The 26,314-nt window shown below is 71.2% G+C and carries 27 protein-coding genes; 20 read left to right on the forward strand and 7 right to left on the reverse strand.

All coding sequences use genetic code 11. From position 1 onward, the window contains the following. The first annotated feature begins 192 nt into the window (after window positions 1-192). The 17 genes from L2K70_RS19950 to L2K70_RS20030 all read left to right on the forward strand — a co-directional run bounded on the left by L2K70_RS19950 (window position 193) and on the right by L2K70_RS20030 (window position 18,786). The gene (locus L2K70_RS19950) at window positions 193-1,470 is read left to right on the forward strand and encodes an ABC transporter substrate-binding protein (protein WP_236405112.1); all 1,278 of its coding nucleotides are present in this window, start codon (window positions 193-195) and stop codon (window positions 1,468-1,470) included. Beyond that, window positions 1,467-2,201, forward strand: a complete 735-nt coding sequence (locus L2K70_RS19955) for an ABC transporter ATP-binding protein (RefSeq protein ID WP_236405113.1) — start codon at window positions 1,467-1,469, stop codon at window positions 2,199-2,201. Before L2K70_RS19950 ends, L2K70_RS19955 begins: the two co-directional genes overlap by 4 nt. Then, window positions 2,201-2,911, forward strand: coding sequence for an ABC transporter ATP-binding protein (locus L2K70_RS19960; protein ID WP_236405114.1), 711 nt, complete (start codon window positions 2,201-2,203; stop codon window positions 2,909-2,911). Before L2K70_RS19955 ends, L2K70_RS19960 begins: the two co-directional genes overlap by 1 nt. Then, window positions 2,908-3,777 carry a branched-chain amino acid ABC transporter permease gene (locus L2K70_RS19965; protein WP_236405115.1) on the forward strand — a complete coding sequence of 290 codons (870 nt, stop codon included), beginning with the start codon at window positions 2,908-2,910 and terminating at the stop codon, window positions 3,775-3,777. Before L2K70_RS19960 ends, L2K70_RS19965 begins: the two co-directional genes overlap by 4 nt. Further along, complete coding sequence (locus L2K70_RS19970) at window positions 3,774-4,835, forward strand: branched-chain amino acid ABC transporter permease (protein ID WP_236405116.1); 1,062 nt, start codon at window positions 3,774-3,776, stop codon at window positions 4,833-4,835. Before L2K70_RS19965 ends, L2K70_RS19970 begins: the two co-directional genes overlap by 4 nt. Window positions 4,836-4,885: 50 nt before the next feature. Then, complete coding sequence (locus L2K70_RS19975; protein WP_236405117.1) at window positions 4,886-5,872, forward strand: AraC family transcriptional regulator; 987 nt, start codon at window positions 4,886-4,888, stop codon at window positions 5,870-5,872. Window positions 5,873-6,032: 160 nt separating this feature from the next. Beyond that, window positions 6,033-7,835, forward strand: coding sequence for an FAD-dependent oxidoreductase (locus tag L2K70_RS19980; RefSeq protein ID WP_236405118.1), 1,803 nt, complete (start codon window positions 6,033-6,035; stop codon window positions 7,833-7,835). Then, on the forward strand, window positions 7,832-8,893 hold the full coding sequence (locus L2K70_RS19985) for a maleylacetate reductase (RefSeq protein WP_236405119.1): 1,062 nt from the start codon (window positions 7,832-7,834) through the stop codon (window positions 8,891-8,893). Before L2K70_RS19980 ends, L2K70_RS19985 begins: the two co-directional genes overlap by 4 nt. Then, entirely contained in the window at window positions 8,890-9,801 is a 912-nt protein-coding gene (locus L2K70_RS19990; RefSeq protein ID WP_236405120.1) for a hydroxyquinol 1,2-dioxygenase, read from the forward strand. Before L2K70_RS19985 ends, L2K70_RS19990 begins: the two co-directional genes overlap by 4 nt. 24 nt (window positions 9,802-9,825) lie before the next feature. Further along, on the forward strand, window positions 9,826-11,040 hold the full coding sequence (locus L2K70_RS19995; RefSeq protein ID WP_236405121.1) for a thiolase family protein: 1,215 nt from the start codon (window positions 9,826-9,828) through the stop codon (window positions 11,038-11,040). Further along, window positions 11,037-11,696, forward strand: a complete 660-nt coding sequence (locus tag L2K70_RS20000; protein ID WP_236405123.1) for a 3-oxoacid CoA-transferase subunit A — start codon at window positions 11,037-11,039, stop codon at window positions 11,694-11,696. Before L2K70_RS19995 ends, L2K70_RS20000 begins: the two co-directional genes overlap by 4 nt. Continuing rightward, window positions 11,693-12,316 (forward strand): 3-oxoacid CoA-transferase subunit B, encoded by a 624-nt coding sequence (locus tag L2K70_RS20005; protein ID WP_236405125.1) that lies wholly within the window; start codon window positions 11,693-11,695, stop codon window positions 12,314-12,316. Before L2K70_RS20000 ends, L2K70_RS20005 begins: the two co-directional genes overlap by 4 nt. A gap of 51 nt (window positions 12,317-12,367) precedes the next feature. Next, window positions 12,368-13,789: a cytochrome ubiquinol oxidase subunit I gene (locus tag L2K70_RS20010; RefSeq protein ID WP_236405133.1), complete on the forward strand. Its 1,422-nt coding sequence runs from the start codon at window positions 12,368-12,370 to the stop codon at window positions 13,787-13,789. Beyond that, on the forward strand, window positions 13,786-14,787 hold the full coding sequence (locus tag L2K70_RS20015) for a cytochrome d ubiquinol oxidase subunit II (protein ID WP_236405134.1): 1,002 nt from the start codon (window positions 13,786-13,788) through the stop codon (window positions 14,785-14,787). Before L2K70_RS20010 ends, L2K70_RS20015 begins: the two co-directional genes overlap by 4 nt. A 110-nt stretch (window positions 14,788-14,897) precedes the next feature. Next, on the forward strand, window positions 14,898-16,367 hold the full coding sequence (locus L2K70_RS20020; protein WP_236405135.1) for a phospholipase D-like domain-containing protein: 1,470 nt from the start codon (window positions 14,898-14,900) through the stop codon (window positions 16,365-16,367). A 62-nt stretch (window positions 16,368-16,429) separates the two neighbouring features. Beyond that, window positions 16,430-17,506 carry a ferredoxin reductase gene (locus L2K70_RS20025; RefSeq protein ID WP_236405136.1) on the forward strand — a complete coding sequence of 359 codons (1,077 nt, stop codon included), beginning with the start codon at window positions 16,430-16,432 and terminating at the stop codon, window positions 17,504-17,506. Window positions 17,507-17,568: 62 nt separating this feature from the next. Further along, complete coding sequence (locus L2K70_RS20030) at window positions 17,569-18,786, forward strand: fatty acid desaturase family protein (protein ID WP_236405137.1); 1,218 nt, start codon at window positions 17,569-17,571, stop codon at window positions 18,784-18,786. 257 nt (window positions 18,787-19,043) lie between these two features. Here L2K70_RS20030 and L2K70_RS20035 read toward each other — a convergent pair whose 3' ends face one another. Further along, window positions 19,044-20,060 carry an EamA family transporter gene (locus L2K70_RS20035; RefSeq protein ID WP_236405138.1) on the reverse strand — a complete coding sequence of 339 codons (1,017 nt, stop codon included), beginning with the start codon at window positions 20,058-20,060 and terminating at the stop codon, window positions 19,044-19,046. An 83-nt stretch (window positions 20,061-20,143) separates the two neighbouring features. Between L2K70_RS20035 and L2K70_RS20040 the strand changes: the two genes are divergently transcribed. After that, window positions 20,144-21,034 (forward strand): LysR family transcriptional regulator, encoded by an 891-nt coding sequence (locus L2K70_RS20040; RefSeq protein WP_236405140.1) that lies wholly within the window; start codon window positions 20,144-20,146, stop codon window positions 21,032-21,034. On the opposite strand, the gene L2K70_RS20045 is transcribed toward L2K70_RS20040, so the two are convergent. Next, the gene (locus L2K70_RS20045) at window positions 21,022-22,104 is read right to left on the reverse strand and encodes a spore photoproduct lyase family protein (protein ID WP_236405142.1); all 1,083 of its coding nucleotides are present in this window, start codon (window positions 22,102-22,104) and stop codon (window positions 21,022-21,024) included. The two genes, L2K70_RS20040 and L2K70_RS20045, sit on opposite strands and share 13 nt — an antisense overlap. Beyond that, on the reverse strand, window positions 22,101-22,733 hold the full coding sequence (locus L2K70_RS20050) for a hypothetical protein (RefSeq protein ID WP_236405223.1): 633 nt from the start codon (window positions 22,731-22,733) through the stop codon (window positions 22,101-22,103). Before L2K70_RS20050 ends, L2K70_RS20045 begins: the two co-directional genes overlap by 4 nt. Window positions 22,734-22,883: 150 nt before the next feature. On the opposite strand from L2K70_RS20050, the gene L2K70_RS20055 reads away from it, so the two are divergent. Next, complete coding sequence (locus L2K70_RS20055) at window positions 22,884-23,345, forward strand: DUF4383 domain-containing protein (protein ID WP_236405144.1); 462 nt, start codon at window positions 22,884-22,886, stop codon at window positions 23,343-23,345. A gap of 8 nt (window positions 23,346-23,353) precedes the next feature. Further along, entirely contained in the window at window positions 23,354-24,154 is an 801-nt protein-coding gene (locus tag L2K70_RS20060; RefSeq protein ID WP_236405145.1) for an MBL fold metallo-hydrolase, read from the forward strand. Window positions 24,155-24,209: 55 nt separating this feature from the next. Here the strand turns inward: L2K70_RS20060 and L2K70_RS20065 are convergent, their stop codons facing one another. The 4 genes from L2K70_RS20065 to L2K70_RS20080 are packed head-to-tail and all read right to left on the reverse strand — an operon-like array spanning window position 24,210 to window position 26,271. Next, window positions 24,210-24,806, reverse strand: coding sequence for a DUF3618 domain-containing protein (locus tag L2K70_RS20065; RefSeq protein ID WP_236405146.1), 597 nt, complete (start codon window positions 24,804-24,806; stop codon window positions 24,210-24,212). Then, window positions 24,782-25,243: a phage holin family protein gene (locus tag L2K70_RS20070; protein ID WP_236405147.1), complete on the reverse strand. Its 462-nt coding sequence runs from the start codon at window positions 25,241-25,243 to the stop codon at window positions 24,782-24,784. Before L2K70_RS20070 ends, L2K70_RS20065 begins: the two co-directional genes overlap by 25 nt. Then, complete coding sequence (locus L2K70_RS20075; RefSeq protein WP_236405148.1) at window positions 25,240-26,085, reverse strand: hypothetical protein; 846 nt, start codon at window positions 26,083-26,085, stop codon at window positions 25,240-25,242. Before L2K70_RS20075 ends, L2K70_RS20070 begins: the two co-directional genes overlap by 4 nt. A gap of 42 nt (window positions 26,086-26,127) precedes the next feature. After that, the gene (locus tag L2K70_RS20080) at window positions 26,128-26,271 is read right to left on the reverse strand and encodes a hypothetical protein (RefSeq protein ID WP_236405149.1); all 144 of its coding nucleotides are present in this window, start codon (window positions 26,269-26,271) and stop codon (window positions 26,128-26,130) included. Window positions 26,272-26,314 lie beyond the last annotated feature (43 nt).

Raw genomic sequence — 26,314 nt, forward strand, 5'->3', positions numbered from 1 at the left:
CTGTTGCTGTGTGCCCGGACCCCCAACGTCGTTTCGTCTTTCCGCCATCGGTCGTCGTTTCCGCCGAGAACGCCTCCCAAGCGGTGACGCCGGTCACAAGCTTCCGAACGATGCTCCCGGAACGCGTGCTCGGACCGCGTGGTCGTTCCGGAGGTCGCGGCTGGCGCGACCCTGCACCAGGGAGGCACCACCATGAAGCTCAGCCCATCCGTCATCAGCGGTGTCGCGACACTCACCCTCGCGGCCACCCTGGCCGGTTGCTCGGGAGGCATCGGCGGGGAGGAGTCCAGCGGCGACGAGGCCACGCTCAAGATCGGCTTCGTATCGACGACCACCGGTTCGCTGGCTCCGTTCGGCCAGGCGAACTCGTTCGTCGTGGACCAGATGAAGGCATACTTCGCCGACAACCCGCTCGAGGTCGATGGCACCGACTACCAGGTGGAGATCGTCGTCAAGGACGCGCAGAGCGACTCGACCCGGGCGGCCGAGGTCGCCACCGAGCTCATCAACAGCGACGGCGTCGACGTGCTGATCTCCTCCGGCACACCGGACATCGTGGACCCGGTGTCCGAGCAGTGCGAGGCGAACTCCATCCCGTGCATCACCACGGTCGCCCCCTGGCAGCCGTTCGCGATCCGCGACGGCGACAAGCCCGCCGACCTCTCGTACAGCTACCACTTCTTCTGGGGACTCGAGGACGTCGCGGCCGTCTACTCCGACATCTGGACCCAGGTCTCGACGAACAAGAAGGCGGGAGGCCTGTTCCCCAACGACCCCGACGGGCAGGCGTGGAGCGCGAACTTCCCCGGTCTGACCGAGTCCAGCGGTGTCACGATCGACAACCCCGGCCTCTACACCAACGGGACCAAGGACTTCTCCGCCCAGATCTCCCAGTTCAAGGGCTCGGACATCCTGCTCGGCGTCCCGATCCCGCCCGACTTCACCACCTTCTGGAAGCAGGCCAAGCAGCAGGGCTACTCCCCGAAGGTCGCCACGATCGGCAAGGCGCTGCTGTTCCCGTCCTCGGTCGAGGCGCTCGGTGACATCGCCGACGGCCTGGCCACCGAGGTGTGGTGGACCCCCACGGCGCCGTACGAGAGCTCGCTGACCGGCCAGAGCGCGCAGGAGCTCGCCGACTCGTTCGAGTCCGAGACGGGGGAGCAGTGGACCCAGCCCCTGGGCTTCGCCCACGCCCTGTTCGAGGTCACCGCCGCGGCAGTGCAGAAGGCCGGGTCCACCGACGCCGACGACATCGTCGCCGCGCTGTCGGACCTGGACGTCAGCACGGTGGTCGGCGACGTCGCGTGGGGCGCGGACCCCGACGTGCCGCCGTACGTCGCCAAGACGCCGGTGACCGGCGGCCAGTGGCGGGCCACGGACGGCGGTGACCACCCGTTCGACCTCGTCGTCGTGTCCAACCAGCTCGCCCCGGAGGTGCCCCTCGCCGGCAAGGTCGAGCCGCTCTCGTGACAGCGCTGCTGGAGGTGAGCGGCATCGCCAAGCGGTTCGGCCGCGTGGTGACAGCCACCGACGTGTCCTTCCACGTGGGAGCCGGCGAGGTGCTCGGGGTCGTCGGGCCCAACGGCGCCGGGAAGTCCACGATGCTGGACATCGTCAACGGCACCCAGCGTCCCGACGCGGGACGCGTGCTCCTCGACGGCGACGACGTCACCTCCCTGGGAGCCGCCGGACGCGGCCGCCGCGGGATCGGTCGGACGTACCAGGTCCCGCGGCCGTTCGGCGGGCTGACGGTGTTCGAGAACGTGCTCGTCGGCGCGACCTTCGCCGGAGGAGCGCGGGGGCGGCAGGCGCACCGTGCCGCGCTCGACGCGATCGAGACCGCCGGCCTCACCCACGTGGTCAACACCGACGCAGCCTCCCTGCGCCTCCTGGACCGCAAGCGCCTGGAGCTGGCGCGGGCGCTGGCGACGGAGCCGCGACTGATCCTGCTCGACGAGATCGCCGGAGGCCTGACCGAGGCCGAGCTGCCCGAGCTGGTCGCGCTGATCGCCCGCCTGCGCGACGCCGGCCTCGGGGTGGTCTGGATCGAGCACATCGTCCACGCCCTCCTGCAGGTCGTCGACCGGCTGATGTGCCTGGCCATGGGTGAGGTGGTGGCGACGGGTGACCCGCACGCGGTCATGGCCAGTCCCGCCGTCATGGAGGTCTATCTCGGGTCGGTCGCCGAGGGCGGTGCGTGATGCCGCTCCTCGAGCTGGACGGCGTGGACGCCGCCTACGGCGAGCTCCGGGCCCTCTGGGGACTGGACCTGCGCGTCGAGGAGGGCGAGACGCTCGCCGTCGTCGGGGCCAACGGTGCAGGGAAGTCGACCCTGTTGAAGACCATCGCCGGCGTGATGCACCCCACCGCAGGTCGGGTCAGGTTCGACGGCCGCGACGTGGCGGACGTGGCGGACCACCGCCGCGTCGCCCTCGGCATCTCGCTGGTCCCCGAAGGACGACGCATCTTCAGGTCCCTCACCGTCCAGGAGAACCTGCAGGTGGGCGCGTACAGCAGACGGCCCGGGCCCTGGGACCTCGCAGCCGTCTTCGACGCCTTCCCCCTGCTCGCCGACCGGCGCAACCGCATCGGCGCACACCTCTCCGGCGGTGAGCAGCAGGCCACGGCCATCGGCCGCGCCCTCATGGCCAACCCGCGGCTGCTGCTGCTCGACGAGGTCTCCCTCGGCCTCGCGCCCGTCGTGGTGGGCGACATCTACCGCGCGCTGCCCACGATCGCCGCCAAGGGCACCACGGTGCTCGTCGTCGAGCAGGACCTGGGCCAGGCGCTGTCCGTCGCTGACCGGTTGCAGTGCCTCCTCGAAGGCCGCACGGTCCTCGAGGCGCCCGCGGTCGAGCTCACCCGCGAGCAGGTCGCCGCTGCCTACTTCGGACTGGAGGAAGCACCATGACGTGGGTCAACGCCGTCGTCCAGGGACTGCTCCTGGGCGGGCAGTACGCGCTGCTGGCCTGCGGGCTGTCGCTCGTGTTCGGGGTGATGCGCATCGTGAACCTCGCCCACGGCGCGCTCGCGGTCACCGCCGCCTACCTGACGCTCTGGCTCTCGCAGCGGACCTCGCTTCCGCTGGTGGTGTGCCTCGTCGCCTCGGTGCTGGTGTTCGCCGGCGTCGGATATCTGCTCCAGCGGGGCCTGCTCAACCGGGCGCTCCGCGGTGGCGAGCTCGCTCCGCTCCTGGTCACCTTCGGGCTCGCCGTCATCGTGGTGAACCTCCTGCAGGAGATCGCGACCGCGAACTCGCGCAGCATCTCGATCGGCGGCCTCGCCACCTCCAGCACCCGGATCGTCGACGGCCTCTCGATCGGTGTGTTCTCCCTCCTCACGCTGGTCGTCGCGGTGGCGCTCATCGGCCTCATCCAGCTGTTCCTGTCCCGCACCGCCGTCGGTCGGGCCATGCGCGCCACCAGCGACGACCCAGGGGCCGCGCGACTCATGGGGATCGACGACCGGCACATGTACGGCCTCGCCACCGCGATCGCAGTAGGCTCCGTCGCCGCGGCCGGTGCCTTCCTCGGCATGAGCACGCAGTTCACGCCCGGGTACGGCGACCTCGTCCTCATCTTCGCCTTCGAGGCCGTCATCATCGGCGGTCTCGGGTCGCTGTGGGGCACCCTGCTGGGCGGCCTCGTGCTGGGTGTCGCCCAGACCGTCGGCGCCCAGGTCGAACCGGCCTACGGGATCCTCTTCGGTCACGTCGTCTTCCTCGCGGTCCTCGCGCTCAAGCCCAGCGGCCTGATGCCCCGGACGGTGACCGCGTGAGCGCCGCGAAGGAAGCTCCTCACGCCGTCGTACGGCGCGGCGGCCGCAGCTCCGTCGCCGGCGCTGCCGTGATGGTCGCAGCCGTGGTCGTGCTGGCCGTGTGGGTGCCCTACAACGTCTCCCTCGGCGGGCTGACCCAGCTCGTCGGCCTGTTCTCGCTGATCATCCTGGCGACCACCTGGAACCTGCTGGCGGGATACGGCGGCCTGGTCTCGATCGGGCAGCAGGCGTTCATCGGCGCCGGCGGCTACGGCGTCATCTACCTGGCTGACGCCGTCGGCCTTCCGCTGGTGATCGCCCTCCTCCTCGCTGCCGTCGTGGCCGGGCTCCTCGCGTTCGTCACCTCGTTCCTGGTGTTCCGGCTGGTGGGGGGCTACTTCGCCATCGGTACCTGGGTGCTGGCCGAGGGCTTCAAGCTCCTCACCACCCAGGTGGACGCGCTCGGCGGCGGGTCGGGGTTGTCCCTCCAGGCCTTCAGCGGGACCGACAGGGTCACGCGCATCGCGACCGTGTACTGGCTCGGCCTCGCGCTCGCGGTCATCGTCGTGGTGGCCACCTACGTCCTCATGCGCTCGCCGGTCGGCCTCGGTCTCACCGCCATCCGCGACGACGTGAAGGCCGCGTCCAGCCTCGGCGTCCACGTGCGCCGCTGGCAGCGGTTCGTGTACGTCGCCGCGTCCGCTGGCGCAGGCCTGGCGGGGGCACTCATCGCCGTCAACGCGCTCCGGGTCAGCCCCGACTCCATCTACTCGGTCAACTACAGCGCGTTCATGATCTTCATCGTCGTGATCGGGGGGCTCGGCACCATCGAGGGGCCGATCATCGGAGCCGTCGTCTTCTTCGTCCTGCAGCAGCAGCTCTCGAGCTACGGCACCTGGTACCTCGTCGCCCTCGGCGCACTCGCCGTCGTCGTGGTGCTCTTCGCGCCCACAGGCGTGTGGGGGCTGCTGACCCGCGGCCGCCTCGAGATGTTCCCGCTCGGCCACCGTGTCGAGGTCGACCGGCCTGCGGCGGCGGGGGGCGGGCGGGCCGGCCGCAGGAGCGCGACCCGGGCATGAGCTCCGTGGGAAACCTGTGTCCGACGTCACAGGCGAGGTATCGTCCCCCCATGACGGAGGGATCAGCGCCTCCCGCGCAGGCTCCGGGCGTGGTGGCCTTCTCCACCCAGGACCTCCCCCTGGAGCAGCGGATCGAGCTCTGGGAGAGCCACAACGAGGACGCGCTGATCGGCCTGCGCTGCCGGACGCTGACGTCCGCGGTCCTCGACGCCACCGAGATCAACCTCCAGGTGAGCCGGGTGCACCTGGCCCGGGTGCGTGGGAACTCCCACGTCGTCGAGCGCGACACCCGGATGATCCAGCGCCGCCCGTCGGAGTCGGTCGCCCTGTTCTTCAGCCTGGTGGGTGAGGCGTTCTTCTACCACGACGACGGTGTCCGGACGCTGCAGCCGGGCCAGATGCTGATGTGTGACGCCGACCGGCCCTTCATGCGGGGGTTCTCGCACGGTCTCGAGGAGCTCGTCCTCAAGATCCCCCGCTCGCTCTTCACCGAGGCGACCGGCATCGACCGGGTCGACCAGCCCCGCGTCGTGAGCTTCGCGGCCGGCACCCACGCCGTCGCTCACACCCTCGCCACCACCGTCGGTCGCGCCGCCCGCGACGCCGACCCGGAACCGGTCGAGGAGGACACGCTGCTCGACCTGCTCGCGGCGCTGACCGGGAACCGCGAACGGGACACCTCGGCGGCGCACCGCGCGGCTGCACATACCTACATCGAGCAGCACCTCACCGACCCCAACCTGTCGGCCGAGAACGTCGCCGCCGCGGTGGGCCTCAGCACCCGTCACCTCTCGCGGGTCTTCGCCACCGCGGGCACCGGTTTCCCCCGCTACGTGCTGGGGCGACGCCTGGACTACGCGCGCCGGCTGCTGGAGAAGCCCGAGGCGACCACGCTCACCGTCGCCGAGGTCGCCCACCACTGCGGGTTCGCCTCGTCCGCGCACTTCTCGAGCGCGTTCCGGACCCGCTTCGGTGAGACGGCGAGCGACGTACGACGCCGGGCCGCTTCGGCGCGCTCGATCCGCCTGGACGTCTGACCCGCACTGTCGCGGCTGCCCGGCGTGGAGCGCGGCGTGCCCAGATCGGCCATCGGTGCGCAAACGCGCCGAGATGGTCGTCACACCATCGACAGGCCACCGGCCGGTGCCGAGACTTGCGGGACCGCCGGCGCACGGCCGGCCAGAAGGAGGATGACACGTGCCTGCGTTCGATGATGGCCAGAAGGACACCGAGCTGCCGACGTCCTCCGTGGTCGAGACCGACGTCCTCGTCGTCGGCTCGGGTCCGGCCGGCGCCGCCTCCGCGCTGCTGCTCTCCAGCCTGGGCGTGCCCAACATCATGATCACCAAGTACCGGTGGACCGCCAACACGCCGCGGGCGCACATCACCAACCAGCGGGCGATGGAGATCTTCCGCGACGTGGGCATCGAGGACCAGGTCCTCGCCGACGCCACCCCGCACCACCTGGTGGGGGACACCGTGTTCTGCACCTCCATCGCCGGCGAGGAGATCGGGCGCATCCACACCTGGGGCACCAGCGCTGCCCGCGAGGCGGACTACCAGCTCGCCTCCCCGAGCCTCATCGTCGACATCCCGCAGACCTACCTGGAGCCGATCCTGGTCCGCAACGCCACGTCCCGCGGGACCCAGTCCCGGTTCTCCACCGAGTACCTCTCGCACACGCAGGACGAGGACGGGGTCGACGTGCAGGTCCTCGACCGGATGACCGGCACCGAGTACACGATCCGTGCCAAGTACCTCATCGGCGCCGACGGTGCGCGGTCGAAGGTCGCCGCCGACATCGACCTGCCCTTCGAGGGTGCGATGGACATCGCCGGCTCCATGAACATCACGTTCAAGGCCGACATCAGCGCCTACTGCGACCACCGCCCGTCGGTGCTCTACTGGGTCATCCAGCCCGGCTCCAACGTCGGCGGCATCGGGGCCGGCCTGGTCCGGATGATCCGACCGTGGAACGAGTGGCTGATCGTCTGGGGCTACGACATCAACGAGGAGCCGCCCGTCGTCGACGATGCCGCGGCCACCGAGATCGTGCGGAACCTGCTCGGCATGCCCGACCTCGAGGTCGAGATCACCGGGACCTCGCTGTGGGGCAACAACGAGATGTACGCGACGCACCTGCAGTCGGGCCGCGTCTTCTGCGCGGGCGACGCCGTCCACCGCCACCCGCCGAGCAACGGACTGGGGTCGAACACCTCCGTCCAGGACGCCTACAACCTCGCGTGGAAGCTCGCGGCGGTCCTGCGTGGCCAGGCCAATGCATCCCTGCTGGAGACCTACTCCACCGAACGGGCCCCGGTGGCCGAGCGGATCGTGAAGCGCGCCAACAGGTCGAGCCGCGAGTTCGTGGACCTGTTCGTGGCACTCGGCGTCACCGACGCCGAGACCGAGGAGGAGATGGTTGCGGCGATCGAGGAGCGCAAGGCCAACACCCCCGAGGGCGCCGCGAAGCGCGCCGCGCTCGTGAAGGCCATGGAGCTGAAGAACTACGAGTTCAACGCCCACGGCGTGGAGCTGGGCCAGTTCTACACCTCGGCGGCGATCGTCCCCGACGGCACCGCCCGGCCGGAGCCCACCCGCGACCCCGATCTCTACTACGAGGCCTCGACGGTCCCCGGGTCCCACCTGCCGCACGCCTGGGTCGGGGACAACAAGGCCAAGCACGCGATGATGGACCTCGCGCCCTACGACCGGTTCACCCTCATCTCCGGCATCGCCGGCGAGGCGTGGGAGGACGCGGCCAGGCAGGTGTCGGACGAGCTCGGCGTGCCCATGGAAGCGGTGATCATCGGCCCTGGTCGGCCGGTGACCGACCTGTACTACGACTGGTCGAAGCTCCGTGAGGTGGAGGAGAGCGGCGCCCTGCTCGTGCGCCCCGACAAGCACATCGCGTGGCGCGCGCACAGCCTTCCCGCCGATCCCCGGTCCGAGCTGCGTACGGCACTGAGCCAGGTGCTTGGCCGCGGGAGCGTCCGGTGACGCTCGCCTTCACGCACGACACCCTCGCCCAGCGCATCCGCTTCGGCTCCGGTGAGGCGGCGGCATCCCTGTCCGCCGAGGTGGCGGAGCAGGGTTGGACGCGCGCCATGGTCATCGCAGCCCCAGCAGAGTCGGAGCTCGCGGGAGCGGTCACCGACGGCCTGCCGGTGGCGCACGTCCACGACGACGTCGTCATGCACGTCCCCGTCGCTGTCGCCGAGCGGGCGCGGCGGGCCGCGGCCGAGCACCGGGCCGACGTCCTCATCAGCATCGGGGGAGGCTCGACGACCGGACTGGCGAAGGCCGTGGCGCTGACCACCGGCCTGCCGATCGTGGCGGTCCCGACGACCTACGCCGGCTCGGAGGCCACGAACGTGTGGGGGCTGACGGAGGAGTCCACGAAGACCACCGGCGTCGACGCGAAGGTCCTGCCGCGAACGGTCGTCTACGACGCCTCGCTCATGTTGTCCCTGCCCGTCGACCTCAGCGTCGCGTCCGGACTCAACGCCCTGGCGCACTGTGTCGACTCCATGTGGTCGCCCCGGACCGACCCGATCGACCAGGCGCTCGCCGCGGAGGGCATCCGCGCGCTCGACGCCGGCCTGCCCCGGATCGTGGCCGACCCGTCGGACCTCAAGGGCCGGGAGCAGGCCCTGTACGGCGCCTACCTCGCGGCCGTCGCCTTCGCGTCCGCCGGCTCCGGCCTGCACCACAAGATCTGCCACGTGCTCGGCGGCCGCTACGACCTCCCGCACGCCCCGACGCACGCCGTGGTGCTGCCTCACGTCCTCGCGCTCAACGGGCCTGCCGCGCCCGAGGCTGACGATCGCATCGCTCGCGCGTTCGGTTCCGTCGACGGCCTCACCGGTCTCCAGGACCTGCGAAGGCGGCTCGACGCCCCGCGAGCGCTGCGCGACTACGGCTTCGAGGAGTCCCAGGTCCCGGATGCCGCCCGCGCCGTCCTCCCCGCAGTGCCCCCCGACAACCCGGCCACCGTCACCCCGGACGTGCTCGAAGACCTCCTGCACCGCGCCTGGGAAGGAGCAGAACCCCGATGAGCGACGCCACCTCCACGACCCACCACGACCTCTCACCCGAGCAGCAGGCTCGCGAGGCCGAGCTGGTCCACACCGTCCTCGACTCGTTCGGGAGCACCACCAGCCCCCGGCTCAGGGAGCTGGTGCAGGGCGTCGTCACCCACCTGCACGCGTTCCTGCGGGACGTGCGGCTCACCGAGGAGGAGTGGAAGCAGGGCATCGACTTCCTCACCGCCGTCGGCCACATCACCGACGAGCGCCGCCAGGAGTTCATCCTGCTCTCCGACACCCTCGGAGCGTCGATGCAGACCATCGCCATCAACAACGAGGCCTACGCCGACGCCACCGAGGCCACCGTCTTCGGGCCCTTCTTCGTCGAGGACGCGCCCCGCATCGACCTCGGCGGCGACATCGCCGGAGCCGCCAGCGGGCAGCCGTGCTGGGTCGAGGGGACCGTCACCGACACCGACGGCAACGCCGTTCCCGGCGCGCGCATCGAGGTGTGGGAAGCCGACGAGGACGGCTTCTACGACGTGCAGTACGACGACGACCGCATCGCCGGTCGCGCCCACCTCTTCAGCGACGACGAAGGCCGCTACCACTTCTGGGCCATCACCCCGACGCCGTACCCCATCCCGCACGACGGCCCGGTCGGCCGCATGCTCGCCGCCACTGGTCGGTCCCCTATGCGCGCGTCCCACCTGCACTTCATGGTCACAGCCGAGGGCAGGCGCACGCTGGTCACGCACATCTTCGTGCGCGGCGACGAGCTGCTCGACAAGGACAGCGTGTTCGGGGTCAAGGAGTCCCTCGTCATGGACTTCGTGGAGCAGCCCGCCGGCACGCCGACCCCGGACGGTCGCGACCTCGCCGACACCGCGTGGTCCCGCGTCCGGTTCGACATCGTGCTCGCCCCTGACGGCGTCTGATCGCCGGCCGTCACAATGGGTGAGATGAACGACTGCTACCTGCACGCGGCCGTCAGGACCCCGTTCGGACGCCTCGGCGGCGCGCTGTCCGGCGTTCGACCCGACGACCTGTCCGCGCACGTGCTCACCGCCCTGCTCGCGACGACTCCTGCTCTCGAGCCGGGGCAGGTCGACGAGGTCGTGTGGGGGTGCGCCAACCAGGCGGGCGAGGACAACCGCAACGTGGGACGGATGGGCGTCCTGCTCGCCGGGTGGCCCACCTCGGTCCCCGCCACCACGGTGAACCGGCTGTGCGGCTCGTCCCTCGACGCCGCGATGATCGCCTCTCGTGCCGTCGAGACCGGCGACGCGGCCGTGGTGGTCGTCGGCGGGGTGGAGTCGATGACGCGCGCCCCGTGGGTGCTGCCAAAACCGGCCCGGGCCTTTCCCGCCGGCAACGCCGAGCTGGCCTCCACCACGTTGGGGTGGCGACTGGTGAACCCGGCCATGCCGGCGGAGTGGACCATCTCGCTGGGCGAGTGCAACGAGCTCCTCGCCGAGAAGTTCGCGGTGGGCCGCGACCGCCAGGACGACTTCGCGACCCGCTCGCACCAGGCCGCGGCCGCGGCGTGGGACGCCGGGTTCTACGACCCGCTCGTCACCCCCGTCGAGACCCCGGACGGCACGGTCACGCGCGACGAGGGCATCCGGCCCGACTCGACACCGGCGACACTGGCGAGGCTGACGCCGTCGTTCCGGACCGCCGAGGACGGAGGGACGATCACCGCCGGCAACGCCTCACCGCTCAACGACGGCGCGTCCGCCGTACTGCTCGCCGCCGACGGTGCGGACGTCGGTACAGACCCCCTGGCGCGCGTCGCCGGCCGCGGCGCCCATGCGCTGGACCCCCGTGACTTCGGCTACGCCCCCGTCGAGGCTGCCCACCGTGCGCTCGCCCGAGCCGGCATCGCGTGGGACCAGGTGGGTGCGGTCGAGCTCAACGAGGCCTTCGCCGTGCAGTCGATCGTGTGCGTGGACGAGTGGCTGGCGGCCGGGCTGCGGGACCGTGACCTGGTGAACGCCAGGGGTGGTGCGATCGCGATCGGCCACCCGCTCGGCGCATCGGGTGGGCGCGTGCTCGGCACCCTGGCGGCGCGCCTGCGGGAGAGCGGCGAGCGCTACGGCGTGGCCGCGATCTGCATCGGCGTCGGGCAGGGGCTGGCCGTGGTGCTGGAGAACACCGTCACGGAGCCGCGATGAGCGCCGTCCTGTGTGACGACGTCGACGAGGCCGTCGCCGGCATCCAGGACGGCTCGACCGTCCTGGTGAGCGGCTTCGGGATGGCCGGGATGCCGGTCGACCTGATCGACGCCCTCATCCGCCAGGGCGCGCGCGACCTGACCGTGGTGTCCAACAACGCCGGCAATGGTGACACCGGCCTGGCCGCACTCCTCGCCGAGGGCCGGGTGCGGAAGGTGATCTGCTCCTTCCCCCGCCAGTCCGACTCGTGGGTGTTCGACCGGCTGTACCGCGAGGGTCGTGTCGAGCTGGAGGTCGTCCCGCAGGGCACCCTCGCGGAACGCATGCGTGCCGCCGGCGCCGGCATCGGCGCCTTCTACTGCCCGACCGGCGTCGGCACCCCGCTGGCCGAGGGCAAGGAGACGCGCGAGATCGACGGTCGGACCTACGTCCTGGAGCTCCCGCTGGCCGGCGACGTCGCCCTCATCGGTGCCCACCGCGCGGACCGCATCGGCAATCTCGTCTACCGCAGGACCGCGCGCAACTTCGGCCCGGTGATGGCCACCGCCGCCACCACGGTGGTCGTCCAGGTCCGCGAGGTCGTCGAGGTCGGGGCCCTGGACCCCGAAGCGGTCGTGACGCCGTCCATCTACGTCGACCGGGTGGTGGTGGCATGAGCCTGAGCAAGGACGAGCTCGCCGCCCGCGTCGCCGCCGACATCGCACCCGGCTCCTACGTCAATCTCGGCATCGGCCAGCCCACCGCGGTCGCCGACCACCTCACCCGCGAGCAGGGCGTGGTGCTGCACACCGAGAACGGCATGCTGGGCATGGGACCGCTCGCTCACGGAGCCGAGATCGACCCCGACCTCACCAACGCCGGCAAGCAGCCTGTCACCGAGCTGCCCGGGGCCGCCTACTTCCACCACGCGGACTCCTTCGCCATGATGCGCGGCGGCCACCTCGACGTGTGCGTGCTGGGCGCCTTCCAGGTCTCCGTCCGCGGCGACCTGGCGAACTGGCACACCGGCGCGCCCGACGCCATCCCCGCCGTCGGGGGCGCCATGGACCTGGCCATCGGAGCCAAGCAGGTGTTCGTGATGATGACGCTCCTCGCGAAGGACGGCACGCCCAAGCTCGTCCGCGAGTGCACCTACCCCCTCACCGGCCTCGGGTGCGTCACCCGCGTCTACTCCGACCTCGCCGTCATCGACGTGGGTCCCGGCGGAGCGTCGGTGGTCGAGGCGTTCGGTGTGGACAGCGAGGAGCTCGGAGCCCTGCTCCACCTCGATTTGTGAAAGTTTTCACAAAGCGTGGTGAACTGAACCCGGTCGGGGCACCGTGGAGGTGTGCTGAGTCCGGAGCTCGTCCACACCGTCCAGACCGTCATCGCCGCTGCAGCAGAACCGGCGGGCCTGATGCCGGCCCGCAACCAGATGGCGCTCTCGCTCGGGTGGCACATCATCCTGGCCTGCTTCGGGGTCGCCTTCCCGGCGATCATCTTCGTGATGCACCTGCGGGGGATCCGCCGTGACGACCCGGTGGCCCTCGAGCTCGCCCGCCGGTGGGCGAAGGTGTCGGCGGTGCTGTTCGCGATCGGCGCGGTGTCCGGCACGGTGCTCAGCTTCGAGATGGGCCTGCTCTGGCCGGGGCTGATGGGCACGTACGGCGACGTGCTCGGCCTCCCGTTCGCCTTCGAGGGGCTCGCGTTCTTCGTCGAGGCGATCTTCCTCGGCATCTACCTCTACGGCTGGGGCCGGATGCCGGCCCGTCAGCACGTGCTGATGGTCCTGCCGATGGCGGTCACCGGGATCATCGGCGCCTACTGCGTCGTCGCCGTCAACGCGTGGATGAACGTCCCGACCGGCTTCCGCCTCGTCGACGGCGAGGTCACCGACGTACAGCCGTGGTCGGTGCTGTTCAACCAGCACGCGTTCCTCCAGTTCGCCCACATGTGGGTCGGCGCCTACATGGTCGTCGGGTTCAGCATCGCCGGGGTGTACGCCGTCGGCATGCTGCGTGGGCGCCGCGACCGCCACCACCGGCTGGGGTTCATCGTGCCGTTCGTCTTCGCGTCCGTCGCTGCGCTCACGCAGCCGTTCGTCGGGCACGTGCTCGGCTTCGGCCTCGACGACCGCCAGCCGGCCAAGCTCGCCGCCTTCGAGCTGGCCGAGACGACCGAGAGCCCGTCGCCGCTGCGCCTCGGCGGCGTGCTCGTCGACGGTGAGGTGCGGGGCTCGATCGACATCCCGGTGCTCGGGTCGCTGATCGCGATGAACTCGCCGACCGCTCCCGTCCCAGGGCTCGACACGATCCCCGAGGACGAGCACCCGCCCGTCAACATCACCCACCTCGCCTTCCAGACCATGGTCGGGATCGGCACGCTGCTCGCCGCCGGCGCCGCGTGGTTCTGGGTCCAGCGACGTCGCGGGCGCGACCTCCTCGAGCGGCGGTGGTTCCTGCGCGCGGCCACCGTCGCCGGGCCGCTCGCCGCGATCGCCCTCGAGTCCGGATGGGTGGCGACGGAGGTCGGCAGGCAGCCGTGGATCGTCCATGGCGTGATGCGCACCCCGGAGGCGGTCGGCGACTACACCTCCGCGCTGTGGTGGCTGCTGGCGATCTCGACCGTGATCTACGCGGGGATGACGGTCGGGGCCGTGGTCGTGCTGCGGTCGATGGCCCGGCGCTGGCGTGCGGGGGAGACCGACCTGCCGAGCCCGTACGCGCCGGAGGTCCCCGAGTCCCCTGAGATCGAGGAGGCGCGGCGATGAGCCTCGAGCTCGCGGTCGCCGCCGCGATGTTCCTCGGCGTCGTGGTGTACGCCGTCCTCGGCGGGGCGGACTTCGGCTCCGGGTTCTTCGACCTGACGGCCGGCGGCAGCCGCCGTGGTGCGGAGCTGCGGACCCTGGTCGACCACAGCATCGGGCCGGTCTGGGAGGCCAACCACGTCTGGCTGATCTACGTGCTCGTGATCTGGTGGACCGGCTTCCCCGAGTCGTTCGCCGCCGCGATGTCCACGCTCGTGCTGCCGCTGCTGCTGGCCCTGCTCGGCATCGTCCTGCGCGGTGCCAGCTTCGCCTTCCGCAAGTACTCCGAGACCCTCGGCCAGGCCCGTCTGCTCGGCGTGACCTTCGCGGTGTCCTCGATCCTGACCCCCTTCTTCCTCGGCACGGTCGCCGGCGCCATCGCGTCGGGCCGGGTGCCGGTGGAGGGGGTGGGGGACCGGTGGTCCTCGTGGGTCAACCCGACCTCGCTGTTCGGCGGCGTGATCGCCGTCGGCACCTGCGCGTTCCTCGCCGGCGTGTTCCTGACCGCCGACGCCGAGCGCAGCGGGCGTGGGAGGCTGGCCGGGGAGCTCCGCACGAGGACGCTCGTGGTCGGGCTGGCGACCGGTGCCGTCGTGTTCGCCGCGCTCGTCCCCATCCTGCACGACGCCCCCGTCCTCGGTGACGGGCTCCTCGGCCGGGCAGCGCCGCTCGTCGTGCTGTCCGCGGTCGCCGGGACGACCACCCTCCTGCTGCTCGTACGTCGCCGCTACCGGCCCGCGCGCTGGGCGGCGGCGCTCGCCGTGGCGTCGGTCGTCTCCGGCTGGGGCGTCGCGCAGTACCCGTGGCTGCTGGTCGACCAGGTCACGATCGTCGACGCAGCGGGTGCCTCGGCGACCCTCTGGGGGCTGCTGGTCGCCGTCGGGCTCGCCGCCGTGGTCGTGGTCCCGCCCCTCGCCTACCTGCTCCGCCTGACCCAGACCGAGGCGTGGACCCGGCACTGACCTGCGGATAATTCGAGGGTCGGGTTGATAGAAGTAGTACCCAGCAGTGACAGTCCCCGCCTACCAGCGCCGATCGTGCGTCGTCTGGGCGCAGCTCGAAAGGTGTGCCCGTGTCCCGGTTCCCGATCCTGGCGCTCGTCTCCTCCCTGGCGCTCGGCGCCGCGCTGGCCGGCGGTCCGACCGCGTCGGCGGTGCAGGGGGCGCCGAGCGCGGCGACGCAGCAGGTGTCACTGACGACGGTGGCGGAGAAGCCGGCCGCGAAGAAGCAGGCGCCGAAGCCGCCGAAGGGGTGGCGGAAGTGGGAAGCCCCTCGCGGCCCGTTCTTCAACGACCCCCACCTGCCCAAGGGGCACTTCAACATCGAGAAGAAGGTCGTCCAGACGATCAACCACACGCCGAAGGGCTCCTACATCCGGATCGCGGTCTACTCCTTCGACCGCGTCAACGTCGCCCGGGCGATCATCGCCGCCCACCGGCGCGGGGTGAAGGTGCAGATGCTGCTCAACGACCACTGGGACACCCCGGCGATGAAGATGATCCGCAACGAGATCGGCACCAACCGCAAGGCGAAGAGCTTCATCTACAAGTGCAAGGCGAGCTGCCGCAGCGCCGCCAACGAGTTCAACAACCTGCACTCCAAGCTCTACCTCTTCAGCCAGGCCGGCACGTCCACGGACGTCGTCGCCACCGGCTCGGCCAACATGACGCGCAACGCCGACATCCACCAGTGGAACGACCTCTACTTCATGTCGGGTGACCACGAGCTCTTCCGGCAGTTCGTCGCACTCTTCAACGACATGAAGGTCGACTACAACACCCGGCAGGACCCGCTGTTCTTCTGCGGGGTCCCGCGAGGCGCGGTGTGCGACGACTCGGTCGACAAGCACACGGTCTGGGCGTTCCCCCGGGTCAGCGGGCCCAAGAACGACCTCGTGCTCGACACGCTCGCCAAGGTCCAGTGCCTCACCCCCGACGCGGAGGGCAACGTCGTACGCACCAAGCTGGCGCTGTCGATGCACACCATGCGCGGCAACCGGGGCAACTACCTCGCCGAGGCGATCCGCAAGAAGTGGGCCCAGGGCTGCGACGTACGGGTGATGTTCGGCCTCATCGGCTACCACACCAAGGGCGTCATCGCCGCGCCCACCGCCCGCGGCCGCATCCCGCTGCGGTCGACGGGGATGGACTACAACACCGAGGACAACTTCGACCTCAACAACGACGGCGAGGACGACCTCATCCTCGACTACTACAGCCACCAGAAGTACCTGGTCGTCCAGGGCACCTACAACGGGGTCCAGGGCACCAACATGGTGATCACCGGCTCGTCCAACTGGGCCAGCCTGAGCACGGCCAACGACGAGATCTGGTTCACCATCCAGGGCGCGAAGGTGGCGAAGAAGTACGTCAACAACTTCGACTACCAGTGGAACAACAAGCGCAACTCGCGCGACGCCTACACGACGACCTACGCCAACTTCCGCGTCAAGCGCGACGGCCGCTGGGTGACGGAGCGCCGCGAGGTCACCACGCTCACGCCGGAGAACTACGCGACCGGTCCCTACTGGGAGGCCGACTGATCCCGGGCTGATCCACCCGCTCGGGGGTTGACCCGGTCAGTGGACGGTTGTTCACTGTGACGATGTCGACCAGCGTCGTCCCCTGGGAGCGCGTGCGGCGCGCGGGCTCGAAGCTCACCACGCCGTTGCACCCCGACGACTACCTGCGCCTGCTCAACCCGCTCTGGACCGCGCGCGAGCTCCGGGGGCGGGTCGAGGAGGTCGTCCCGGAGACAGAGGACGCCGCCACGCTGGTGATCAGGCCCGGGTGGGGCTGGCGGTGGGACCACCGTCCCGGCCAGTACATCGGGATCGGGATCCCGGTCGACGGCAAGTTCCAGTGGCGGTCCTACTCGGTCAGCTCGCCGGTCAGGCAGCGTGGCCGGACGATCGCCATCACCGTCCGGGCGATGCCCGAGGGCCTGCTGTCCTCGCACCTGGTCAACGGGCTCGAGCCCGGGACGATCGTGCGGCTCGCTGCGCCCGAGGGTGACTTCACCCTCCCGGACCCGCCGCCGGACCGGGTGCTGTTCCTGGTGGGCGGCAGCGGGATCACGCCCGTGATGTCGATGCTGCGCACCCTCGACCGGCGCGGCACGGTGCCGGACGTGGTGCTCCACTACTCCTCACCGACACCCGAGCGGATGATCTTCCGCGACGAGCTGCTCGCGCTGGAGGAGAGGCACGACGGGATGCGGCTGCACCAGCTGCACACCGACACCGACGGGATGCTCGACCTGGGTGACCTCGACACGGTCTGCCCCGACTGGCGCGAGCGCGAGACCTGGGCCTGCGGCCCGGGACCGATGCTCGACGCGATCACCGAGCACTACGAGCAGGCGGGTCTCGAGGAGTTGCTCCACGTCGAGCGGTTCTCGCTGGAGCTCGGGGGAGAGGGCGGCGAGGGCGGGACCCTGACCTTCCGCAACTCCGGGAGGACCATCGAGGTCGACGGTGCCACCACGGTCCTCGAGGCCGGCGAGGAGGCCGGCGTCGGGATGCCGTACGGCTGCCGCATGGGCATCTGCCACACCTGCACGGTCACCCTGGTCTCGGGCACGGTCCGCGACCTCCGCAACGGCGACGAGTACGGCCAGCCCAACGAGCAGGTGCAGACCTGCGTCACCGCCGCCGTCGGTGGCTGCACCCTGGACATCTAGCTGATGGACGGAGGTTTCGAGGCTCGCTGCGCTCGCACCTCAACCACCGAAAGGAGCACGGCATGGCGATCGCGGACGTGAAGGAGTACATCCACCTCAGCGAGGAGGACGTCGAGCAGCTCGGCCGCGAGCTCGACGCGATCCGCGCCGAGATCGAGGAGTCGCGCAACGCCGACGACGCGGCCTACATCAACCGGCTGATCCGCCTGCAGCGCGGCCTCGCCGCCGGCGGGCGCCTGGCGATGCTGGCCAGCGCGTACTCCAGGCGGGCGGGCCGGCCGGCGCTCGTCGCGGGTGCCGCCATGCTCGGGATCGCGAAGATCCTCGAGAACATGGAGATCGGCCACAACGTCATGCACGGCCAGTGGGACTGGATGAACGACCCGGAGATCCACTCGAGCAACTGGGAGTGGGACACCGCACAGCCGGCCGAGCAGTGGAAGCACTCGCACAACTACGTGCACCACCAGTTCACCAACGTCCTCGGGCACGACAACGACATCGGTTACGGCATCCTGCGGATGGCGCGCGAGCAGAAGTGGCACCCGGCCAACCTCGGCCAGCCGGTCTACAACGCGCTGCTCGCCGCCCTCTTCCAGTGGGGCGTCGCCCTCCACGACCTCGACATCGAGCGCATCCGCAAGGGCGAGAAGGACCCGAAGGAGATGAAGCGCCAGCTGCGCCAGATCCTGCGCAAGGGCCGCAACCAGGTCATCAAGGACTACGTCGTCTACCCCGCGCTCTCGGGTCCGGCGTGGCGCTCGACGCTCCAGGCCAACATGGCGGCCAACGTCACCCGCAACCTCTGGGCCTACGTGATCATCTTCTGCGGTCACTTCCCCGACGGTGCGCTGCACTTCACCGAGGAGGAGCTCGAGGACGAGACGCGCGCCGAGTGGTACCTGCGCCAGATGCTCGGCTCGGCCAACTTCGAGGGGAGCCGCGCCCTTCACGTACTGAGCGGCAGCCTGGGCTACCAGATCGAGCACCACCTCTTCCCCGACCTGCCGAGCAACCGCTACCCGGAGATCGCGGTCAGGGTGCGTGCGCTCTGCGACAAGTACGACATCCCCTACACGATCGGCCCGCTCCACCGGCAGTACGGCCAGGCGCTGCGCACGATCATGAAGCTCTCGGTCCCGAACAGCTGGACCAGCAGCGACCAGCCCGAGCCGCCGACCCCGGCGCGGGACCGCAGGCGGAAGTCGGACGCGGAGCGGCCCGACCGGCGTCCCGAGCTGGGTGCCTGGTCGCGCAGCCCGCGGGAGCGGAGCGCCTGATGGACGCCGCGCCCCGCTCGTTCGCCGAGCTCCCCGCCGATCCGTCGTACGGCGTCCCGGTGCCGTTCGCCGCCGGCACCGAGGCCGGTGCCACGATCGGTGAGCTCGACAGGCGGCGGGTCACCCAGTGCGCGCTCAGCCGGGTGTGCGCGGTGTGCGGCGCGACGCTGGGTCGCCCGCTGGCGTTCGTCGGGTCACGCAGTGAGCTGGACCGGATGGCGTTCCACGTCCCCCCGACCCACGTCGCGTGCGCCGAGTCACTGCTCGACGCGTACGCCGACGTGGCCGACCCGGTCCTCGGCCTCGACGTCGCGCCCCGGGACTGGGTGCTCGTGACGACCGCGAGCTTCGAGTTCGTCCGTCCCGGCCGGGACGACGCCGACCGGCGCCCCGCCTTCACGCCCAACGGGATCCAGGTCCGCCTGGGCGAGCACGTCGCTCCGTGAGCCGCTGCGCTCGGCGCCCATGCCGGCGGTGACCACGAGCACGATGCCGGCCACGGCCAGCCCGTCCGGCGCCTGCCCGAGGGCGAGGAACCCAATCACCAGCGCGAACGCCGGCTCGAGCGCCATCAGCGTGCCGAACGCACCGGTGGTGAGGCGCCGCAGCGCCATCAGCTCCAGGGCGAACGGGACGACGGGCAGCAGGACCGCCAGCCCGAGGCCGTAGGCCAGCAGCTGCGGCGTGAGGTGGTCGACGACTCCCGGGCCGGCGACGACGGTCGAGACCAGGGCGGCGACCGGCATCGAGATCGCGAGCCCACCCAGGCCGCTGACGGCGTCGCCCACCCGCTGGGTGAGCAGGATGTAGGCCGCCCAGCAGGCGGCGGCGCCGAGGGCGTGGGCGACGCCGACCGGGTCGGCCTCCCCGGTCCACGGCTGGGTGAGGCAGAGGACGCCGAGTGCTGCGAGCACGGCCCATGCGCGCCCGGTGCCCCGGCTGCGCACGACGGCGACCGTGAGGGGACCGAGGAACTCCAGCGCGCTGGCGGTGCCGAGCGGCAGCCGCGCCACGGCGCCCATGAACAGGATCGTCACACCCGCGGTGACGACGCCGAGCGCCGTGCCGGCGAGGAGGGTCTCGCGGCTGTGGCCGCGCAGCCGCGGGCGGACGAGGAGCAGCAGGAGGATGCCCGCCCAGAACAGGCGCAGCCAGGCGGCACCGGCCGTCCCCACGTCGTCGATCAGGCCGACGGAGGCGGCCAGACCGAGCTGGACGCAGAGCATGGAGGCCACGGCCATCGAGGTGCCGGCGCGGGCGGGGGAGGGGGTCATGTGTCCAGTAGAGGGCGCGACCACCGTTCGCGTCCACGTGAGTTTCATGGACAGTTCGTTCAGCAGATCTGCACAATGGGTCGATGGACGTCCGTCGCCTCCGCATGCTGCTCGAGCTCGCCCACCTCGGCTCCATGCACGAGGTGGCGGACGCACTCGGGACGACGACCTCCAACGTCTCCCAGGGCATCGCAGCGCTGGCCCGGGACGTGCGGACGCCGCTGGTGGAGCCTGACGGGCGCCGGGTCCGGCTGACGCCTGCTGGTCGCCGGCTCGCCGACCACGCGGTCACGATCCTCGCCGCGGTGGAGGCCGCACGGCTGGACCTCGACCCGACGGCGGAGCCTGCGGGCGTGCTCCGCGTGGCCGGTTTCGCCTCGGCCGTCCGCACCTCGCTGCTCGCGGCGATCGACGACCTCCGGACCACCCACCCCGGCATCGTCGTACGCATCCTCGAGCTCGAGCCGCTGGAGTCCTTCGAGCTGCTCGCCCGCGACGAGGTCGACCTGGCGCTGGTCTACGACTACGACCTCGCACCGGCCGAGTGGCGCGACGACCACGAGGTGACGCCGCTCTGGACGCGCGAGTGGGGCGTGGGTGTGCCGACGCGCGACCGCGGTCTGGAGATGGCCGACCTCGCCGACCGCGACTGGATCGTGAACTCACGCCACGTCGCCGACGAGCGCGCGCTGCGGGCCTTGGCCGCGAGGGCCGGGTTCGCGCCTCGGGTCGTGCACCGCATCGACTCCCTCGAGCTGGTCGACGACCTCATCGTGGCCGGCCGGGGCGTCGGCCTGCTGCCCCGCGGCCGGACGTCGCGGCGCGGGGTCAGCGTGCTCCGGCTCCGCGACGGTGGCGCGCACCTGCGGGCGTACGCCGTCACGCGCCGCGGCCGGGACGGCTGGCCGCCGCTGCGGGCCGTGGTGGAACGGTTGGCGCACGGCCACCGAGAGGGTCGACGTCAGAACGCGTAGCGCACCCGGCACTCGGGCAGCGTCGTCGCGACGAGGTCGGTGAGCTGCTGCACCCACCGACCCTTCCAGCCGGTGCGGTAGCGGACGTTGACCTGCCCGCTCTGGCTCCGCTTGACCTGCTGCAGGTCGGGGCGCCAGAGCAGCTCCTCGCCCTTGGGGTGCCAGCCCAGGTTGACCTGGTGGAGGTCCTCGTTGTGGGTGAGGAAGATGATCTCGGCGGCCAGCTGAGCGCGGGTGCGGGGGCTGGTCCCGTCAGCGACCTGCTGCAGCAGCTCCGCCCACTCCTCCAGCCAGTTCTCGTGGACGATCACGGGGCTGAGGTTCACGTGCACCTCGTAGCCCGCCTCGACGAAGTCGTCCATCGCGGCGATGCGCTCGGAGATCCTCGACGTGCGGATGTCGACCAGCCGCGAGGGAGCCTCGGGCATGAGGCTGAACCGCACCCGCGTGCCGCCCCTCGGGTCCCACGTGAGGAGGTCCCGGTTGACCAGCTTGGTGGCGAAGCTGGCCTTGGCGTGGGGGAGCCGGCCGAACAGGTCCACCAGGTCGCGCACGTTGTCGGACACCAGCGCGTCGGCCGAGCAGTCGCTGTTCTCGCCGATGTCGTAGACCCAGTCGACGGGGTCGCACTGGTTGGGCGCGGGCTTGACGCCCTGCCGCCCGGCGTGGCGCTCGAGGTAGCCGAGGATCGCCTCGATGTTGGCGAACACCGTGATCGGGTTCGCGAAGCCCTTGCGCCGCGGGACGTAGCAGTACGAGCAGGCCATCGCGCACCCGTTGGCCGTCGACGGCGCGATCCAGTCGCTCGATCGCTCGTTGCGCCGCGCGGACAGCGACTTCTTCTCGCCCAGCACGAGCACCTCGCGCTTGTTGCGGACCCAGTCCTCGACGGCGCCGGCGTTGCCGTGCAGCCCGGGGATCGCCTGGTGCGAGAGCACCTCGATCCGCTCCGCGTCCGGGAACCGCTCGAGGACCTCGCGCGCCCGGGCGAACCGCTCGATGTCGTGCTCGTGGTAGATCCGTCGGACGTCGAGCAGCCTGCTGGAGAGCTCGGTGGGGACGCGCGTCACGCCTGGTCGGTGTCGCTCTCGACGACCTCGGCCACCTCGTCCTCGCTCAGGCCCAGTGCGGGGGCGAGCACCGCGGCCTGCTTCGAGGGAGCCTTCCTGGCCGGGGCCTTCTTGGCGGCAGCCTTCTTCGCCGGGGTCTTCTTCGCGGCAGCCTTCTTCGCCGGGGCCTTCTTCGCCGGGGCCTTCTTCGCCGGGGCCTTCCTCGCGGGCACGGGCTCCGGGTCGTCCAGGCCGCCGTCGACCTCGTCGATGCCGGCGGGCAGCGACGGCGTGGGCGCCGACTTCAGCGGCACCTGGCTGGCGGGCACCTTCCTGGCCGGAGCCTTCTTCGCTGCGGCCTTCTTCAACGGAGCCACCACCTCGACGGGCGCCTCGCGGGTCGGCTCCATGGGGTCGGCGGCCTCGGCGACCTCGGTGTCGCTGTCGACGTCGAGGTCGGACCGCGGCTCGGCAGGTCGCGGCTCGGGCACGACCACCGCGGGGGCGGTACGCACCCCGGCCTGACCGGCAGCCTGCTCGGCGGCCCACCCCACCAGGCGGACCGTCGTACGCACTCCGGCGCTCGCGACGGCGAACGCGGTCCGGGCCGGGAAGGTGATGACGGCGGTGGCCTTGCTGATGTGGTGCACGGGTGTCCTCTCGTCGGCGTGCGGGTCCCGTACCCCACCGTAGGTGGTACAGACACATCGCCCACGTGGCGTGCGCCACGTAGGGGGGTGCACGCCCCTCGGGGTGGGGACGTCCTGTTGGGACGCACGAGGCGTGGGTACCGACCGCGCATGACTGATCACACACACCTCAGCTCGCCGACCCGCCAGGGTTCGCCCGTCCAGGTGGCCGCCACGCTCGTCGGCGCCACCTTCCTCCTGGTCGGCGTGCTCGGGTTCATCCCGGGCATCACCACCGGCTACGACGGTCTGGAAGCGGCCGGGCACGAGTCCCACGCCGAGCTGCTCGGCATCTTCCAGGTGTCCGTCCTGCACAACATCGTCCACCTGCTGTTCGGTGCCGCGGGCCTGGCCATGGCGCGTACGGCGTCGAGCGCTCGCGCGTACCTCATCGGTGGCGGCGCGATCTACCTCGTGCTGTGGCTCTACGGCCTGGTCGTCGACAAGGCGTCGCAGGCGAACTTCGTGCCGCTCAACACCGCCGACGACTGGCTGCACTTCGTCCTCGGCCTCGGCATGATCGCCCTCGGTGTCGTGCTGGGCAAGCGCGCCCGGGGCGGCATCACCCACTGAGCACCTCGATGACCACGGGCGACAGGCTCCACTTCATCGGCACCGCGACCACGGTGATGAGGCTGGGCTCCTTCACGTTGCTGACGGACCCCAACTTCCTCCACCGCGGGCAGCGGGCCTACCTGGGGTGGGGCCTGTCGTCGCGCCGTCTCACCGACCCGGCTATCGAGCCGGACGAGCTGCCGGACCTCGACGCGATCCTGCTCTCGCACCTGCACGGTGACCACTTCGACCGCGTCAGCAAGGCGCAGCTCGACCGGTCACCGCCGCTGCTCTCGACGCCGCATGCCGTACGCCGGCTGGGCCGGTGGGGCTTCGACGCCCGTGCCCTCGACACGTGGGACCAGCACGTCCTCACGAAGGGCGAGGAGCTGTTGCGCGTCACCGCCGTGCCGGCGATCCACGCCCGCGGCCTGCTAGGGAAGATGCTGCCGCCCGTGATGGGCAGCGTGCTGGAGCACGTCGTCGACGACACGGTGCGACGCCGGGTCTACGTCAGCGGCGACACGCTGACCGGCGCGCACGTCGACGAGGTGCGCGAGCGCTTCCCGCACCTCGATGCGGCGGTGGTGCACCTCGGCGGGACCCGCGTGCTGCTGCGCACCGTGACGATGGACGGCCCGATGGGCGTCGACTTCGTCGGGCGCTGCCGCCCGTCGGTCGTCGTACCGGTCCACCACGACGACTACACGGTCTTCCGCTCGCCGCTGTCCGACTTCGTCGAGCGCGCGCGTGCAGCCGACCTCTCCGCTGAGCTGCGCTGCCCCGCCCGCGGCGAAGTCGTCAGCCTGGAGCCGACAGGGCACTGAACACCGACGAGGCCCGCTCCCCGGAGGGAGCGGGCCTCGTGCGTGCCTGTGCGGATCAGGACTGGGTCGTCGACCGGACCTCGTCCGCCCCGGACTGGCCCTCGGCCTTGACCTTCTCGGCGCTGTCGGTCGCGGTGTCCTTGACCTCCTGCGCCGCCTGGGCGGCGGTCTCCTTGACGTCCTGGGCGACGTCCTGTGCCACCGACTTCGCCCGGTCGACGACCGGCTGGCCGTGCTCCTTGGCGGCGTCGACCACGTGGCCGGCGGCGACGGCCTCCTTCTCGGAGGCGGGGATCAGCGCCGAGACGATCATCCCGGCACCGAAGGCCACGAGGCCGGCCGCGAGGGGAGCGCCCTGGACCTTGTCCTGGGCGCCGCTCACGGTGCCCGAGGCAGCGCCCTTGACCGAGTCGACGGCGCCGGACGCGCTGTCCCTGGCCGAGCCGGCCGTGCCTGACGTCGACGAGCTGATCCCGTGGGCGGTGCCCATCACCTTGTCGCGCACGCCGAGCATGCGGCCGCGGGCCGCCTGCTTGCGCCGCTCCACGATGGCCGCCGGGCTCACCTTGTCCTGCAGTGCGTCGACGTCGGACGTCATCGACTGCCGGGTCTGCTCGATCTCTGCCCTCAGTTCTTCTGTGCTCTGGCCCATGCTGCGTCCTCCTTGAGTGTCTGCTGCGTCTCCGGCAGCTGCGGATTCGAGTTCTTGAGCTCCTTGCGGCCACGGGCCGCCAGGACGGCGCCGACGATCGCCCACAGGATCGTGACGATCAGGAAGGCCAGCTCGACCGGCATCCAGTTGTCGAGCAGGTAGGCCAGCGCGAAGGATCCGAGGATCAGCGCGAGCAGGCCGGCGATGCCGGCACCGCCGAGCATCCCGGCACCCTTCCCGGCCTTCGAGGCCTCCTCCTTGAGCTCGGTGCGCGCCAGCGTGAGCTCCTGCTTCACCAGGGTGGTGAGGTCGGTGCTCAGGTCACCGACGATCTCGCCGAGGCTGCGGCCGTCGCTCGCCCCGGTCTCGACGTGTGCGCCGGACGTGGTCGTCCCGACCGTCGTACCGATCGGGTCCACGCCCGTCGGCCCGGTCACGGCAGGTCCTGGGTCCGCTGACCGGGGACCTCAGGGGTGGTCGGGTCGAGGCTCGACGGCTCCGCGAGGGTGGGCGCCGTCGTGGCCGGGGTGTCGTAGCCCGTGTCGTAGCCCGAGGCCGCAGGAGCGTCGTAGCCGCCCGCCCCGTAGTAGCCGCCGGTGCCGGTCGTGCCGCTGCCGGTCGTGCCGCTGCCGGTCGTGCCGCTGCCGGTCGTGCCGGTGTCGGCGAGGGACGCGGCCGCAGCCCCGTCGGCAGTGGCGCGGAACAGGCGTCCGGCGACGACGCCGGCAGCGAGCGCGCCGAGCAGGAAGGTGCCGGGGCGACGCCGGGCGAAGTCCCGGGCGTCGTCCAGCAGCTGGCCCGGCTCGCGGTTCTCCAGGTGGCTGCCGAGCGCGCGCACGCGGTCGGACACCTCCTGCGCGAGGTCGGTGGCCATGCCTTGGGCGGGCCCCTGGCCCTGCGCCATCTGCTGCAGGTCGTCGCCGAGCGTGCGGAGGGTCTCCGACAGCTTGTCCCGGCCGGTGGTGGCCTGGTCGCTCACCTGGCTGGTCACCTGCCGCTTGGCGTCGCCGATGACGTTGCGAGCCTGCTCGGCCGCAGTGCCAGCGACGTTGGCCGCCTCGTCCTTCGCCGTGCCGGCGACGTTCTTGGTCTGGTCGGCCGCGGTCGAGGCGGCCTCCTTCGCCTTGTCCTTCGCGCTGGTGTCCGTCGTACCGGTCGTGCCGGTCGTGCCGGTCGTGCCGGTCGTGCCGAACGCGGCCGTGTCGGTCGTCCCGAGCGGGTCCGTGCCCAACGGGTCGGTGTCCGTCGTGCCGAGCGGATCGCTTCCGTAGGTGGTCATGCGTCCTCCTCTGTAGAGGGATGGGGGTGATGTGGGAGTGGGTCAGTCGGTGCGGCTGGTGCCAGGATCCGGATCCGGGTCGCTCGCCGGCTCGGAGCCCGGACGCAGCTGCTCGGTGTCCGGTTCCTCGCCGTCCGGTGTGGGCGGTTCCGCGTCCTGGTCGGGGTTCTGCGACGTGTCGGTCATGGCGCTCCGTACCCGCCGATCCGCGTCCGACTCCACCCGTTCA

The sequence above is a fragment of the Nocardioides potassii genome (assembly GCF_021648885.1).
In the GTDB taxonomy this organism is placed as follows: Bacteria; Actinomycetota; Actinomycetes; order Propionibacteriales; family Nocardioidaceae; genus Nocardioides; species Nocardioides potassii.

Coding starts and splice junctions, on each gene's coding strand:
- L2K70_RS20075 (WP_236405148.1), bottom strand. CDS start 26,085: ATGACCACCTACGGAAGCGATCCGCTCGGCACGACGGACACCGACCCG.
- L2K70_RS20025 (WP_236405136.1), top strand. CDS start 16,430: ATGTCGACCAGCGTCGTCCCCTGGGAGCGCGTGCGGCGCGCGGGCTCG.
- L2K70_RS20030 (WP_236405137.1), top strand. CDS start 17,569: ATGGCGATCGCGGACGTGAAGGAGTACATCCACCTCAGCGAGGAGGAC.
- L2K70_RS20055 (WP_236405144.1), top strand. CDS start 22,884: ATGACTGATCACACACACCTCAGCTCGCCGACCCGCCAGGGTTCGCCC.
- L2K70_RS19990 (WP_236405120.1), top strand. CDS start 8,890: ATGAGCGACGCCACCTCCACGACCCACCACGACCTCTCACCCGAGCAG.
- L2K70_RS19975 (WP_236405117.1), top strand. CDS start 4,886: ATGACGGAGGGATCAGCGCCTCCCGCGCAGGCTCCGGGCGTGGTGGCC.
- L2K70_RS20035 (WP_236405138.1), bottom strand. CDS start 20,060: ATGACCCCCTCCCCCGCCCGCGCCGGCACCTCGATGGCCGTGGCCTCC.
- L2K70_RS20040 (WP_236405140.1), top strand. CDS start 20,144: ATGGACGTCCGTCGCCTCCGCATGCTGCTCGAGCTCGCCCACCTCGGC.
- L2K70_RS20000 (WP_236405123.1), top strand. CDS start 11,037: ATGAGCGCCGTCCTGTGTGACGACGTCGACGAGGCCGTCGCCGGCATC.
- L2K70_RS20065 (WP_236405146.1), bottom strand. CDS start 24,806: ATGGGCCAGAGCACAGAAGAACTGAGGGCAGAGATCGAGCAGACCCGG.
- L2K70_RS19960 (WP_236405114.1), top strand. CDS start 2,201: ATGCCGCTCCTCGAGCTGGACGGCGTGGACGCCGCCTACGGCGAGCTC.
- L2K70_RS20060 (WP_236405145.1), top strand. CDS start 23,354: ATGACCACGGGCGACAGGCTCCACTTCATCGGCACCGCGACCACGGTG.
- L2K70_RS19950 (WP_236405112.1), top strand. CDS start 193: ATGAAGCTCAGCCCATCCGTCATCAGCGGTGTCGCGACACTCACCCTC.
- L2K70_RS19995 (WP_236405121.1), top strand. CDS start 9,826: ATGAACGACTGCTACCTGCACGCGGCCGTCAGGACCCCGTTCGGACGC.
- L2K70_RS19965 (WP_236405115.1), top strand. CDS start 2,908: ATGACGTGGGTCAACGCCGTCGTCCAGGGACTGCTCCTGGGCGGGCAG.
- L2K70_RS20080 (WP_236405149.1), bottom strand. CDS start 26,271: ATGACCGACACGTCGCAGAACCCCGACCAGGACGCGGAACCGCCCACA.
- L2K70_RS20005 (WP_236405125.1), top strand. CDS start 11,693: ATGAGCCTGAGCAAGGACGAGCTCGCCGCCCGCGTCGCCGCCGACATC.
- L2K70_RS20015 (WP_236405134.1), top strand. CDS start 13,786: ATGAGCCTCGAGCTCGCGGTCGCCGCCGCGATGTTCCTCGGCGTCGTG.